This window comes from Mesorhizobium sp. LHD-90, from assembly GCF_030929505.1.
Taxonomy (GTDB): Bacteria; Pseudomonadota; Alphaproteobacteria; order Rhizobiales; family Rhizobiaceae; genus Kumtagia.
This window is the reverse complement of sequence record NZ_JAVFVV010000024.1, coordinates 1-13,820: the sequence shown is the minus strand read 5'-3', so window position 1 is coordinate 13,820 and position 13,820 is coordinate 1. Positions and strand designations below refer to the sequence as shown.

At 64.0% G+C, this 13,820-nt stretch carries 13 protein-coding genes and 1 pseudogene; 12 read left to right on the top strand and 2 right to left on the bottom strand.

Going from position 1 to position 13,820, the window contains the following annotated elements:
• The first annotated feature begins 151 nt into the window (after positions 1-151).
• From RB623_RS25845 to RB623_RS25830, 4 genes are read left to right on the top strand one after another with little or no spacing between them, the layout of a single operon-like run.
• Positions 152-952, top strand: a complete 801-nt coding sequence (locus RB623_RS25845; protein WP_308059994.1) for an IclR family transcriptional regulator — start codon at positions 152-154, stop codon at positions 950-952.
• Positions 949-2,196 (top strand): Tm-1-like ATP-binding domain-containing protein, encoded by a 1,248-nt coding sequence (locus RB623_RS25840; protein ID WP_308059993.1) that lies wholly within the window; start codon positions 949-951, stop codon positions 2,194-2,196. The genes RB623_RS25845 and RB623_RS25840 overlap by 4 nt, the downstream gene beginning before the upstream one ends.
• The gene (locus tag RB623_RS25835) at positions 2,193-2,855 is read left to right on the top strand and encodes an HAD-IA family hydrolase (RefSeq protein WP_308059992.1); all 663 of its coding nucleotides are present in this window, start codon (positions 2,193-2,195) and stop codon (positions 2,853-2,855) included. The genes RB623_RS25840 and RB623_RS25835 overlap by 4 nt, the downstream gene beginning before the upstream one ends.
• Before the next feature lie 19 nt (positions 2,856-2,874).
• Positions 2,875-4,233, top strand: coding sequence for an aminotransferase class III-fold pyridoxal phosphate-dependent enzyme (locus tag RB623_RS25830; RefSeq protein WP_308059991.1), 1,359 nt, complete (start codon positions 2,875-2,877; stop codon positions 4,231-4,233).
• Between the two features lie 6 nt (positions 4,234-4,239).
• Here RB623_RS25830 and RB623_RS25825 read toward each other — a convergent pair whose 3' ends face one another.
• Positions 4,240-5,103 (bottom strand): helix-turn-helix domain-containing protein, encoded by an 864-nt coding sequence (locus RB623_RS25825; RefSeq protein ID WP_308060058.1) that lies wholly within the window; start codon positions 5,101-5,103, stop codon positions 4,240-4,242.
• 91 nt (positions 5,104-5,194) lie between these two features.
• On the opposite strand from RB623_RS25825, the gene RB623_RS25820 reads away from it, so the two are divergent.
• Both RB623_RS25820 and RB623_RS25815 read left to right on the top strand, forming a co-directional pair.
• Positions 5,195-6,739, top strand: coding sequence for a 4-hydroxyphenylacetate 3-hydroxylase N-terminal domain-containing protein (locus RB623_RS25820; RefSeq protein ID WP_308059990.1), 1,545 nt, complete (start codon positions 5,195-5,197; stop codon positions 6,737-6,739).
• Between the two features lie 10 nt (positions 6,740-6,749).
• Entirely contained in the window at positions 6,750-7,259 is a 510-nt protein-coding gene (locus RB623_RS25815) for a flavin reductase (protein WP_308059989.1), read from the top strand.
• Between the two features lie 35 nt (positions 7,260-7,294).
• Here RB623_RS25815 and hpaR read toward each other — a convergent pair whose 3' ends face one another.
• Positions 7,295-7,699, bottom strand: a complete 405-nt coding sequence (gene hpaR / locus RB623_RS25810; protein WP_308059988.1) for a homoprotocatechuate degradation operon regulator HpaR — start codon at positions 7,697-7,699, stop codon at positions 7,295-7,297.
• Between the two features lie 441 nt (positions 7,700-8,140).
• On the opposite strand from hpaR, the gene RB623_RS25805 reads away from it, so the two are divergent.
• The 6 genes and pseudogenes from RB623_RS25805 to RB623_RS25780 all read left to right on the top strand — a co-directional run.
• Positions 8,141-8,527 (top strand): 5-carboxymethyl-2-hydroxymuconate Delta-isomerase, encoded by a 387-nt coding sequence (locus RB623_RS25805; protein WP_308059987.1) that lies wholly within the window; start codon positions 8,141-8,143, stop codon positions 8,525-8,527.
• 11 nt (positions 8,528-8,538) lie between these two features.
• A complete protein-coding gene (hpaE, locus tag RB623_RS25800) occupies positions 8,539-10,056 on the top strand; it encodes a 5-carboxymethyl-2-hydroxymuconate semialdehyde dehydrogenase (RefSeq protein ID WP_308059986.1) in 1,518 nt (505 codons plus the stop codon).
• 49 nt (positions 10,057-10,105) lie between these two features.
• The gene (gene hpaD / locus RB623_RS25795; RefSeq protein WP_308059985.1) at positions 10,106-11,086 is read left to right on the top strand and encodes a 3,4-dihydroxyphenylacetate 2,3-dioxygenase; all 981 of its coding nucleotides are present in this window, start codon (positions 10,106-10,108) and stop codon (positions 11,084-11,086) included.
• Positions 11,083-11,970: a fumarylacetoacetate hydrolase family protein gene (locus tag RB623_RS25790; RefSeq protein ID WP_308059984.1), complete on the top strand. Its 888-nt coding sequence runs from the start codon at positions 11,083-11,085 to the stop codon at positions 11,968-11,970. The genes hpaD and RB623_RS25790 overlap by 4 nt, the downstream gene beginning before the upstream one ends.
• Positions 11,967-12,767: a 2-oxo-hept-4-ene-1,7-dioate hydratase gene (gene hpaH / locus RB623_RS25785; protein ID WP_308059983.1), complete on the top strand. Its 801-nt coding sequence runs from the start codon at positions 11,967-11,969 to the stop codon at positions 12,765-12,767. The genes RB623_RS25790 and hpaH overlap by 4 nt, the downstream gene beginning before the upstream one ends.
• A gap of 100 nt (positions 12,768-12,867) precedes the next feature.
• Positions 12,868-13,387 (top strand): annotated as a pseudogene (locus tag RB623_RS25780) (transposase); the annotation flags it as partial.
• Between the last annotated feature and the right edge of the window lie 433 nt (positions 13,388-13,820).

Sequence of the window (13,820 nt, the reverse complement as noted above, 5' to 3'; positions counted from 1 at the left end):
ATCTGTCGCAGCGAACTCCACCCTGCCGCGAACCTCTATCGAACTGCCGGCGTGTTGATTTCGTTATTCGCAACGGCGGTTCGGATAGAGACTTGCAAATTAGCTTTTGAGCTGTCAAGCTAATTCGCACGTTAAGTAGTTTGGGAGGTAGATGGTGAGCACGGTGGCGAAAGCCGTCTCGCTGCTGGAAACGCTCGGCGCCGACATTTCGGAGCTCGGTCTCGCCGAACTCGCCGGGCGTGTCGGGTTCGACAAGACCACGACGCGGCGCCTGCTCATATCGTTGATCGAATGCGGGCTGGTCGAGCAGGACGAGCGCAGCCGGTGCTACCGGCTAGGCGCTGGCATATCCCGCCTCGCGCTGCTGCGGGAGGCCCAATTCCCCTTCCTGCGCACGGCAACACCCACAGTCGAACGGCTGGCGCAGGAAACCGGCGAGACCGTGCATCTGTCTGAATATTCCAGCCGAGGGCTGGTGTCCGTCCATGTGGTAGAATCCACCAAGGCAAACCGCGTCAGCGTTCCCGTCGGGATGATTTTGCCCTTGCACGCGACGGCTTCCGGCATCGCTCTCCTCGCCTTCGCCCGGAAGAAGCTGCGCGACGCCGTGGCGGAAGGTCCGTTCCCGGCGTTCACGCGCCATACCGTGAGCGCGCCGGAGGAACTCTCCAAACTGATCGAAGCGGCGCGTGCCCGAGGCTACTCGACCAGCACGCAGGGCTTCGAGGAAGGCGTCTTCAGCGTCGCTGCGCCCATTCTCGGCGTTGATGGCATTGCGATCGGTGCCCTTGCCATCGCGACCCCACAGGTGCGCATACGCAAGGGCGACATCGAGCGGCATGGCGCGGCAGTCGCTGCAGGCGCAAGCGAGATCGGCGAACACCTGTTCGGACTGCTGCCGAGCAGCGCGCATGCGGCCGCGCAACCACAAAGAGCCAGAGCCCGAATTTGAGCGACAACCCACGCATTCTGGTCATCGGCACCGGCGACACCAAGTCCGACGAGTTGCTCTACATGCGCGACTCGATCAGGGCCGCCGGCGGCGAGCCTGTGATGATGGACGTGAGCATCCTGGGCGATCCACCGTATGCGCCTCACCACGACAAGCACGCCATTGCCAGAGCGGCTGGAACGACCGTCAAGGCCATCGCCGAAAGCGGCGACGAGAACACGGCGATGACGGGGATGGCGTGCGGCGCGGCGCGGGTCACCCGCAGGCTCTTCGACAAGGGCGACATTGACGGGGTGATCGCGCTGGGCGGTACCATGGGCACCGATCTGGCGCTCGATGTGGCGCTGGCGCTGCCGCTCGGCGTGCCTAAGTTCGTGGTTTCAACGATCGCCTATTCGCACCTCATCCCGCCGGAGCGCATCGCCACCGACCTGATGATGATTCTTTGGGCCGGCGGGCTCTACGGCCTGAACAGCACCTGCAAGGCGGTGCTCGCGCAGGCCTGTGGCGCCGTGGTCGGCGCGGCGCGTTCGAGCAGGAGACCGGAGCTGACGCGGCCGGTCGTCGGTATGAGTTCTCTCGGCAAAAGTTGCCTTACATACATGGTCGCACTTAAGCCGGAACTCGAGAGACGCGGCTATGAGGTCGTGGTCTTCCACACCACCGGCATGGGCGGGCGCTCGCTGGAGGCGATCGCGGCGCAGGGCGGCTTCGCGGCGGTAATGGATTTCAGCCTGCAGGAACTCGCCAACCATCTGACCGGCTCGGTGGTGAATTCCGGCAAAGACCGGCTTGAGAACGCGGGCCGCGCCGGCATACCGCAAATCGTCGCGCCCGGAGCGATCGACATGGTCGATTTCCCGACCTGGCAGCCAGTGCCGGAACGCTTCGCGGAGCGCCCCTATCATGCGCACAATCGGCTCCTCGCGTCGGTGACCTCGGACGCCGACACGCGGCGCGCAATTGCGCGGGCCATCGGAGCGAAGCTGGCGACGGCGAGCGGTCCCCTGGCCTTCATCCTGCCGACCGGCGGTATCCAGCAATGGGACCAGGAGGGCGAGCCGCTCCATGAGCCGGAAGCCACCGGCGCCTTTGTCGACGAAATGCGCCGGAACGTGCCGGCCAATGCCGAACTGCACGAGATCGATGCTCACATCAACGATAGGGCGTTCGTGGCAAAAACACTGGAGATATTCGACCGCTGGGTGGCCGCGGGTGTCGTGCCGAAAGGAGTAGCGGCGTGAACGGGTCGCAGCCACGGGCGCTGGTGCTGGATTTTGGCGGCGTCGTGACCAAGACGCTGTTCGAAACACACGCACTCACCGAGCAGGCGCTTGGCCTGGTGCCCGGCACGCTGACCTGGCGCGGTCCCTTCGACGTCGCCTCCGACCCACTTTGGCGCTCGATGCAGGCCGACGCGATCAGCGAGCGCGACTATTGGAAAGCGCGCACCCGCGAGGTCGGGCAATTGGTCGGCGAGGACTGGAGCGAGATGCGGACCTTCGTGCAACGAGCACGCGGCGCCGATCCGGAGGCGGTCGTGCGGCCGGAAGCCGACCGCTCCATCCGGATTGCGCGCGATGCCGGCATCCGCCTCGCCATTCTCTCCAACGAACTCGACCTGTTCTATGGCACGGAGTTCCGCACCCGCCTGCCTCTTCTCCGCCTGTTCGAGACGATCGTCGACGCGACCTACACAAAGATCCTGAAGCCCGATCCGCGCGCATATCACGCTGTGTGCGCGGAACTCGGCTTGCCGGCCAGCGCCTGCGTCTTTGTCGACGACCAGAAACGCAATGTCGACGGTGCGATCAGGGCAGGAATGCCGACCGTGCACTTCGATGTTGCCAATCCGGCGAAATCCTATGCTGACGCGCTGACGCGCGTCGGCATCCACCTCTGAAATAAACCCGGAGCCCGCCATGCGCGACCGAAACTTCCTGATGGAAAACAACGGCAAGCCAATCTGGCATCCGATGGCGCATCCGGCGGAAATGCGCGCCAACCCGCCGAAAGTGATCGTAAAGGGCGAAGGCGTTTCGGTAACCGACATCGATGGGCGCACGGTGATCGATGCGGTCGGCGGGTTGTGGAACGTAAATCTCGGCTACAGCTGCGATCCCATCAAGAAGGCGATCGCCGCGCAGCTCGACGCGCTACCTTACTATTCAGCCTTCCGCGGCACCAGCAACGAACCGGCCATCGAACTCGCCTACGAGCTGTCGCAATGGTTCGCGCCGGAAGGCATGGTGCGCACGTTCTTCACCTCAGGCGGATCCGACTCCGTCGATACGGCCATGATGCTGGCACGCCAGTACTGGAAGATTCGCGGCCTGTCGGACCGCGTGAAGTTCATCGCGCTGAAGAGGGGCTATCACGGCACGCATTTCGGCGGCGCCTCGCTTACCGGCAGCATCAACTTCCGCCGCGCCTACGAGCCGCTGCTGCCTGGCGTGTTCCATGTTCCCGCGCCGTCCACCTACCGCAACCCGTTCGACGAAACCGACCCGGCACGGCTCGCCCGGCTCTGCGCCAAAGCGCTGGAGGAGGAGATCGCCTTTCAGGGTCCAGACACAGTCGCCGCATTCATCATGGAGCCGGTGCTCGGCGCAGGCGGCATCATCGTTCCGCCGCCGACCTTCATGCGCCAGGTGCGCGACATCTGCGACAGACATGGGATCCTGCTGATCGCCGACGAGGTGGTCACCGCCTTCGGCCGCACCGGTGAATGGTCCGGCTCGCGGCTATGGGGCGTCAAGCCGGACATGATGACGATCGCCAAGGCGATCACCTCCGGCTACTTTCCGCTCGGAGCGACGCTGGTCAACGAGAAGATCGCAGAGGTCTTCGAGGCCGATACGACCGGTCTGGGAGCAATCGGTCACGGTTACACCTATTCCGCCCATCCGGTCGGCTGCGCCGCTGGAATCGCCGCCTTGGCCGAAACCAGGCGGCTCGCCGTCAACCGGAATGCAGCGGCGCGCGGTGTCGAGTTCGGCAAGGCGCTGGAGGCGCTGAAGGTGAAGCATGCGCTGGTGGGCGACGTGCGCTACAAGGGTCTGATGGCAGCGCTCGAGGTGGTCTCGGACCGCGATACGAAAACACCTGCCGACAAGAAGACGATGGCCAGGCTTGCTGATGGTGCCTACGAGGCGGGCGTGATGCTGCGGGTTTCCGGCAACAACATCATCCTGTCGCCGCCGCTCGTGGTGACGGCTACCGAAATCGCCAAGATCGCTGAAGCACTGGACGCGGGACTGACGGCGGCGGCCACCGCTTAGGTCTGTTCATGCACTCCGCTGTTGCCGCCAATCGCTCGGCGGCATGCCAACGACATGACTGAAGAAGCGTGAGAAGTAGGCAGGGTCGTTGAACCCGGTTTCGTAGGCGATGTCCTCCACCGTTCGGATGGTGAAGAGCAGCAGGCGTTTGGCCTCGACCAGACGCCGTTCGTTCACCGCCTGGCGTACACCCATGCCAAACACATCGCGCGCGGCTTTGTCGAGCAGGTGGCGAGTCGTTCCAAGCTCCGCGACATAGCGGTCGACCGGCCAGTCATCGCGGAAGTGACGGTCGATCTGCCCGCGCAGTCGACCAGCCAGCGCCGTACCGGCCGGCAAGGCAAGACGGGTCATGCCGACCGTCAGCCGCGCGATGCCGGACAGCGCCACGGCAATCAGCGGCGGAAGGATCTTGTCGCTGCCGGGCAAAGCGTCGGCGTATTCGGACTGGATGGCCTCAATGGTCGCACGCAGCTTGCGCCACGGCAGCGTTTCTTCGGTGGCGGTGACCAGCACCGGCGTTTCGAGCGACAACAGGCTATGGTCGGCGAGGGCCGCCAGCGCGACATCGGCGATCGACACGACAATTGCGTCGGAGCCGGGCTCGATGGTGAAGCCGTGCACCACGTTGCTCGGCACGAAGCTCACGGTAGGTATCGAAAAACTCCATGAACGGTCCTCGATCCGATAGGTTCCGCTGCCGCTCGTCCACAAGGTAATCTGCGCCAGTCGGGAATGCTTGTGCGCCGCGACCTTGCCCCAGTGAACCGGCTGACGAGCAAGGACCGTCTCGACATGGACAAAACCGACATCGAGCGGCCGGGCGGGTTCGCCGTATACAAAGAAGTCGGGAATCTCGGTCCGGCGCATATGCCTGAAAAAGTCCAAGCGGTTTGTATTTTCGTCCATAAACGATTGTGGGCCGCGAGGCTACTCTCGGCAGAATCTACGGAGCCAGACGATGCGATCAGAAGACTTTCGCGCCGACAGAACCAGGCCGTTCACCGGCGCCGAATATCTCGAAAGCCTGCGGGATGGCCGTGAGGTCTTCATCAATGGCGAGCGGGTCTCGGACGTGACTTCGCACCCGGCCATGCGCAACTCCGCACGCTCGCTGGCACGCCTCTATGATGCGCTTCACGATCCCGCTCAGCAGGAAGTGCTGACTGTCCCGACGGACACGGGCTCGGGCGGCTACACGCACAAATATTTCCGCGTCGCGCGGTCCGCAGCCGAGCTCGTCGCGCAGCAAGGCGCGATCGCCCACTGGGCGCGCAAGACCTATGGCTGGATGGGCCGCACCGCCGACTACAAGGCGGCGCTGATGAACACGCTCGGCGCCAATGCGGAGTGGTACGGACCTTTCCGGGAGAACGCGCTCGCCTGGCACAAGCGTGCTCAGGAAGCCGCCCTGTTCATGAACCACGCGATCGTCAACCCGCCGATCGACCGCCACAAGCCGGCCGAGCAGGTGAAGGACGTGTTCGTACACATCACCAGGGAGAACGATGCGGGCATCTGGGTCTCGGGCGCCAAGGTCGTTGCAACGTCATCGGCACTGACCCACTATAATTTCCTCGCGCAGAGCTCGGCGACGGTCACCGAGGACCCGTCACTATCGGTGATGTTCATAGTGCCGATGAACGCGCCCGGCATAAAGATGTTCTGCCGCGTCTCCTACGAGCAGACGGCGAACACCGTCGGCCACCCGTTCGACTATCCGCTCTCGTCGCGCTTCGACGAGAACGATGCCATCCTGGTGCTCGACGACGTCTTCATCCCCTGGGAGGACGTTCTGGTGCTGCGCGACGCGCAAAAAATACTGTCGTTCCATCCGGCGTCGGGTTTCATGCACGGCTACTGTTTTCAGGGCTGTACCCGCTTTTCGGTAAAGCTCGACTTTCTAGCGGGGTTGCTTGCAAAGGGGCTGAGAGCAACTGGCGGCGACACCTTTCGAGGCAACCAGGCGGCACTTGGCGAAGTCATCGCGCTGCGCCACATGTTCTGGAGCTTTTCAAACGCCATGGCGCACAATCCGATCCCCTGGGCGGGTGGCGCGGTGCTGCCAAACCTGGAGGCGGCGCTTGCTTACCGCACCTTCATGTCGGAAGCCTATCCGCGCGTCATCGAGACGGTACGCAAGGTGATCGCCTCGGGGCTGATCTACCTGCCATCCTCCGCCAGGGACTTCGACAATCCGGAAATCGACCGCTACCTCGCACAGTATGTGCGCGGATCGAACGATATGGGCCATGTCGAGCGCATCAAGATCATGAAGCTGCTCTGGGACGCAACCGGCACCGAGTTCGGCGGACGGCATGCGCTCTACGAACTGAACTATGCCGGCGCGCAGGAAGAGGTTCGGCTGCAGGTGCTGAAAGGTGCCGAGCGCGGCGGGCGGCTCAAGGAAATGGAAGGCCTGGTCGACGCCTGCATGGCCGACTATGACGAGAAGGGCTGGACCGGCGATACGTGGCTGCCGCCACTTGCCGGCCCCGCCGGGTGAGACCGGTGCAATGGAGGCGCAGGTCTCGCAGTTGGATTTCCGCAACGCGATGGCGCGGGTCTGCGCGCCGGTCAACATCGTCACCACCGACGGGCCGGCTGGCCGTGGCGGCTTCACCGCCACCGCCATGTGCAGCGTTTCCGACAACCCGCCCACGCTGCTTGTCTGCATGAACGAACGCTCGGCGCAGACGGCCTTGTTCCTCGCCAATCGCCGCTTCTGCGTCAACGTGCTGACGCAGCAGCACATGCATCTGGCAGCCAAATTTGCCGGCGCCATCCGCGACATGACCGAGCGCTACCAGGCGGCAAGCTGGCAGATCATGCCTTCCGGCGTGCCCGCGCTGACCGACGCCATCGTCTCCTTCGACTGCGAGACCGACAACGTACATCGCGTCGGCAGCCATAACGTCATGTTCGGCCGTGTCGTCGATATCCGCCATGGCAGCGGCGAGGCGGCGCTGCTCTATGTCGACCGCTGCTACAGGCAACCGACCGCGCTTGGGAGCTTTGGCGGATAACAATTTCAACCCTTCTTGAGGGGGAGACGGGTCTGCTACTCCTCCCCCGCCTCCAAATGGATCAGGCTCTCGAGAAGGTCGAGCAGCCTTTCGTGCTGCTCGACGCCGTAGCGGCGCTCGATAGCGTCGTAAATGGCGATACGTTCTGGCGCCAGTTCTTCTATCAGCGCCAGCCCCGTAGAACTGATCGCCAGCTTGGCGCGACGCCCGTCGCCCTTGACCTTGTTTCGGGTGATGAACTTGCGCTCCTCCATGGCGCGAATGATCCGCGTCAGGCTCGGCGGCAAAATGGAGGCGCGCGCGGCAAGCTCGGTTGCTTCGAGCGGGCCCGCTTCGGCCAGCACACGCAGCACCCGCCACTGCTGTTCGGTGATGTCGTGGCGGGCAAGCATCGGTCGGAACCGCGCCATCACGACTTCGCGCGCGCGCAGGAGAGCCATCGGCAGTGAACGGCGTGTGCTGGGGGGTAACAAGATTGCCTCGGTGTAGGAGGCCGCCTGGTGTCCGCGCGGCCTAAAGACCTGAATACCCCCCGCTATATCCTCGATTTTTCCGCAGTCGGCAATCCTTCGGTCCAAGGGAGCAGGCTGCGAAGTCGGGTCAATGCTGGTCTATCGAGCTGCTCACCGGCTCGCTTCGCTCGCTACTGCTCCCCGTCGGGAGAGGAAGTCGCGAAAGTCCGCGCCCTTTCCGCTCCCCCAGCTGGGAAAGTTGGCTGCGAACCAGGGAGACACCGATGAATCTCGTCGTATGAGGCGCGCTGTTGTCATGCCCGCAGGTCCGAGTGATGCCCCGCCGCGCAAGGAACCGTGCTTGACATGAATGCAGCATGGTGTAATTCACGTGTTAACTAAAGTCCGTGGCGAGCAGGGGAGCAAGCCGTGCCCCATATGTCCATCGAATACTCCGCCAATGTCGATGGCGCGATCGACATGACCGATTTCTGCAGGGTCTTGGTGCGCGAGATTCTCTCCACCGGCCTGTTCGAAACGGGCGCGGTGCGGGTGCGGGCATTTCGCGCGGAGGCCTACGCCGTGGCAGATCTTCTGCCTGAAAACGGCTTCATCGACATGAGCTTCCGGATCGGCCGCGGCCGCACGGCCGAGGAGAAGAAGCGGACCGGCGAGGCGATCTTCGCGGCCGCTTCCGATTACCTCGCGAAGCTGTTCGCAACGCCTCACTTCGCGCTCTCGCTCGAGATCCGGGAGATCGATCCGGAACTGAGCTGGAAGAAGAACGCCATTCATCCGCGCCTGCGCGGCAAGTAGAAGGAGCGGTCATGTCCGCGCTTGAACAGAACCTGAAGAAGGCGGAGGCCTATCTCGAGCGCTTCCGCCGCGACGGCGTACTGAATCACATCGCCGGCGAGGCTGTTCCGGCCGGGGACGGCGCCACCTTCGAGAGCATCTCGCCGATCGACTTGAAGCCGCTGGCCAAGGTCGCGCATGGCAAGGTGGCGGACATCGATCGCGCCGCGAAGGCGGCCAAAGCCGCTTTCCACGGCTGGGCGGCGATGCCGGGCGACACACGCAAGAAGCTGCTGCACAAAATAGCCGACGCAATCGTTGTACGCGCCGAGGAGATCGCCTTCGTCGAATGCATGGACACCGGTCAGTCGCTACGCTTCATGTCCAAGGCGGCGCTGCGGGGCGCGGAGAATTTCCGCTTCTTCGCCGATCGCGCGTCCGAAGCCCGCGACGGCAAGGCACTGCACGCTCCTGGGCAGCTCAACATCACCACGCGCAAGCCGATCGGACCGGTCGGCATCATCACCCCGTGGAACACACCCTTCATGCTGTCGACCTGGAAGATCGCGCCCGCGCTCGCCGCCGGCTGCACCGTGGTCCACAAGCCTGCCGAACTGTCGCCGCTGACGGCGCGCCTGCTGGTCGAGATCGCCGAGGAAGCCGGCCTGCCCAAGGGCGTGTGGAACGTTGTCAACGGATTTGGCGAGGACGCCGGCAAGGCGCTGACCGAGCATCCCGACATCAAGGCGATCGGCTTCGTCGGCGAGAGCGCGACGGGCTCACTGATAATGAAGCAAGGAGCGGCGACGCTGAAGCGCGTCCATTTCGAGCTGGGCGGCAAGAATCCGGTGATCGTCTTCGCCGACGCCGACCTCGACCGCGCAGCGGACGCGGCGGTCTTCATGGTCTATTCGCTGAACGGCGAGCGCTGCACTTCGTCCTCGCGACTTCTGGTCGAGGCGTCGGTGCATGATGCTTTCGTGGCCAAGGTCGTGGAGAAGGCAAAGCGCATCAAGATCGGCCATCCGCTCGATCCCGATACGGTCATCGGGCCCCTGATCAATCCCGAGCATCAGGCTAAGGTGCTCTCCTACATCGAACTCGGCAGGAAGGAAGGCGCCGGCATCGTGGCCGGCGGCGCCGCCGTGGACGGCCCCGGAGGCGGCACCTATGTGCAGCCGACGCTCTTCACAGGCGTCTCCAACCGCATGCGCATCGCACAGGAGGAGATCTTCGGACCGGTGCTCGTCGCGGTGCCGTTCAACGACGAGGCAGAGGCGCTGGAACTCGCCAACGACACGCGCTACGGTCTGGCCGGCTACCTGTGGACGTCCGACGTGACGCGCGCGCTGCGCTTCTCCGACGCACTCGAGGCGGGCATGATCTGGGTGAATTCCGAGAATGTCCGGCACCTGCCGACGCCGTTCGGCGGCGTCAAGAATTCCGGCATCGGCCGCGACGGCGGTGACTGGTCGTTCGATTTCTATATGGAAACGAAGAACATCTCCTTCGCGACCTCATCACACGCCATAGCGAAGCTCGGCGGCTGACCGCCATGCCGGGCGCTCTCGACGCCCGGAAGACAATTGGGAGAAACAGATGCCGTTGCCGCCGCACAATCTCTATCCGGCCTTCAACATCCTCAGGCTGAGCCATGTGGAACTCGGCGTGACCGACCTGGCGAAGAGCCGGGCCTTCTACGTCGACCTGCTCGGCCTGCAGGTCACCGACGAAACGGACGAAGTGATCTATCTGCGAGCGATGGAGGAGCGCGGGCACCATTCTGTGGTCTTGCGCCGCAAGCCGGAAGCGAAGGTCGACGTTCTGGGTTTCAAGGTTTTCGCAGAAGAGGATCTCGACCGCGCTGTAACCTTCTTCCGCGAAAGGGACATCGAAAGCCGATGGATCGAGCGTCCCTACCAGGGCCGTACCTTGCTGGCGCGCGACCTGCACGGCGCGCCGCTGGAACTCTATCACAAGATGGATCGGCTGCCGCACATCCACCAGAAGTACGCCCTCTATCGAGGCGTAAGGCCGCTCAGGATCGACCATTTCAACTGCTTTTCGCCGAACGTGGACGAGTCGGCCCGCTTCTACGCGGAAATGGGATTCCGTGTCACCGAGTACACGGAGGACGAGGATACGAAGCGACTGTGGGCGGCTTGGCTCCACCGCAAGGGCGGCGTTCACGACATCGCCTTCACGAACGGCCGCGGCCCGCGCTTGCATCACGTCGCCTTCTGGGTGCCCACGCCCCTTAACGTCATCGACCTGCTCGACCTGATGGCGACGACCGGGCATATCGGCGCGATTGAGCGTGGCCCCGGGCGGCACGGCATCTCCAACGCCTTCTTCCTCTACATCCGCGATCCCGACGGCCACCGGATCGAGATCTACTGCTCTGACTATCAGACGGTCGATCCGGATCACGAGCCGATCAAGTGGGATCTGAAAGACCCGCAACGGCAGACGCTGTGGGGTGCGCCGGCGCCAAGGAGCTGGTTCGAGGAAGGCAGCGTCTTCGCCGGTGCGGAAGTTCGCGACTCCGACCTCAAGGCCCAGCCGATCGTCGCGCCATGACAGGCACCGCTTTCCCCCGCCTCGTCACTTTCACCGCCGGGGGCCGGAGGCGCTATGGCGCGGTCATGGACGACGGCGTCGTCGATCTTTCCGCCCGCCATGGCGCGGAATGGCCGACGCTACGCGAGGCAATCGAAGCGCAGGCGCTGCGCCACCTCGCCGAGGAGGCCGAAGGCCTACCGAGAGATTTCGGGCTCGACGAGATCGCCTACGAGATTCCCGTTCCCGCCCCGGAAAAGATCGTCTGCGTGGGCGTGAACTATCCCGACCGCAACGAGGAGTACAAGGATGGCCAGGCGGCTCCTTCGAACCCTTCGCTCTTCGTGCGCTTCCCGCGCTCCTTCGTCGGGCATGGCCAGCCGCTGGTGAGGCCGCCGGAATCGCCGCAACTCGACTATGAGGGCGAGGTCGTCATCGTTGTCGGCCGGCGTGGCCGCCGTATCGCCGAGCGCGACGCGCTCGGCCACGTCGCCGCGCTGTCACTATGCAACGAGGGCACGATCCGCGACTGGGTGCGACATGCGAAGTTCAATGTCACGCAGGGCAAAAACTTCGACCATACCGGTTCGATCGGCCCGTGGCTGGTGCCGTTCACAAGCGAAGCGCAGATCGCCGACATCGAACTCACCACGCGCGTCAACGGCGAGGTGCGGCAGAAAGACCGCACCGGCCGCATGATCTTCTCCTTCCGCAAGATCATCGCCTATGTCTCGACCTTCACGACGCTGGTGCCGGGGGATGTCATCGTGACCGGTACGCCGACCGGCGCCGGCGCACGCTTCGATCCGCCCATCTGGCTAAAGCCGGGCGACATCGTCGAGGTGCAGGCCGAAGGCATCGGCACGCTGTGCAACGGTGTTATCGACGAGGAGATCGCCCGATGATGCGCGACGACGAAGTGGAAGACGCCGCGGCGCGGCTCTTCCAGGCGGAACGCGAACGTCGCCAGATCCGGCTGCTCAGCCTCGACTTCCCGGATGCCACATTGGACGACGCCTATAGGGTGCAGGCCGCCCTCGTCCGCCGCAAGATCGCGTCCGGCCTGACGCCCACGGGCTGGAAGATCGGCCTCACCTCGAAGGCCATGCAGTCTGCGCTCAATATCGACATCCCCGATTCCGGCGTGCTGTTCGACGACATGTTCTTCGACGAGGGCGGACACATCGTTCCCGACCGCTTTATCCAGCCGCGCATCGAGGCCGAGATCGCCTTCGTCATGAAGGCGCCGCTCAGCGGCGGCCGCGTCACCGTCGATGACGTGCTCGACGCGACCGACTATGTGACACCCTCGCTCGAGATCCTCGACACGCGCATCGAACGCGTCAACGCCGGGACCGGGAAGGCGCGCACCATCTTCGACACCGTTTCCGACAACGCTGCCAATGCGGGCCTGGTGCTTTCCTCAGTGAGGATGGCACCACGCGACGTGGACATGCGGTGGATGGGCGCCATCGTCATGCGCAACGGCGAGGTCGAGGAAACCGGATTGGGCGCCGGCGTGCTCAACCATCCGGCCGCGGGCATCGCCTGGCTTGCCCAACGGCTGCACCAGTACGACATGCGGATCGCTGAGGGCGACGTAGTGCTCTCCGGCTCTTTCGTCCGCCCGGTAGAGGCCCGCCCCGGCGACGCCATTGTCGCCGATTTCGGCTCTCACGGGATGGTCCGCATCGCCTTCTGAATGGTTCTATTGGGCACATCGCGGTCTTGCCGGCCATGTCCTGCCACGAGCAATTCCTCCATCTGAGATTAGAGTCCGGCCTTGATTGAAGGACGGACCGATGAAGCGAAAGCGATTTACTGAGGAGCAGATCATCGCGGTTTTACGCGAGCACGAGGCTGGGGCGAAGGCGGGCGATGTGGCCCGCAAGCACGGGATTTCCGAGGCGACGCTGTATAACTGGAAGGCCAAGTATGGCGGCATGAAGGTGTCTGACGCCAAGCGGCTGCGGGCGTTGGAGGAGGAGAATGGCAGGCTGAAGAAGCTGCTCGCCGACCAGATGCTGGAGGCTTCGGCGCTGTCTGAGCTTCTGTCAAAAAATGGTAGGGCCCGTCGCCAAGCGCGAAGCCGTCGCGCATCTTCAGGCCGCGAAGGGCCTGTCGGAGCGGCGGGCCTGTTTGATTGTCGGCGCCGAGCGCACGATGATCCGCTACCGGTCGCGGCGGCCTTCGGACAGGGAACTGCACGACCGGTTGCGTGATCTTACCAACACGCGCCGCTATCGGCGGCTGTTCGTCCTGCTCAGGCGCGAGGGCGAGCCGTCGGGGATCAACCGCATCTACCGGCTCTACCGCGAAGAGAGCCGCCCAGGCTCTAATTGCGGCTGGTGGGCCCGGAGGGATTTCGGAAAGTGAGCTATAACAAAGCTTTACGACCTAGTGGGACCGTGGGCACTTCCAGCCACTTCCAATGCTTTTCCAGGCTTTTGTCCCACCGTCAGCCCTCCAAACGACCAGCGGTCGACGCTTAGGAGCATCAACCGCCGGACCAGCGCCAAGCCAGCGCGGGCCTGCACGAATTTGGTGTATGGCACGCAGGGACTATCAGCGGCGCTACAACGTCGCTGGCTCGCGGCTGGCTGGAATTTCACCGTGAGTTGAGTGAGAACTGCCCAGATCGTGTCCCTGGGAGTGGTGTAGCTGACGGCGTTGGTCGCCGCGCTCTCCGGCGTTGGGCCGGGACGATCAGCGCGCCATGGCTGGCAGGCTGATGAGCGGATCATCGCTCATTTGG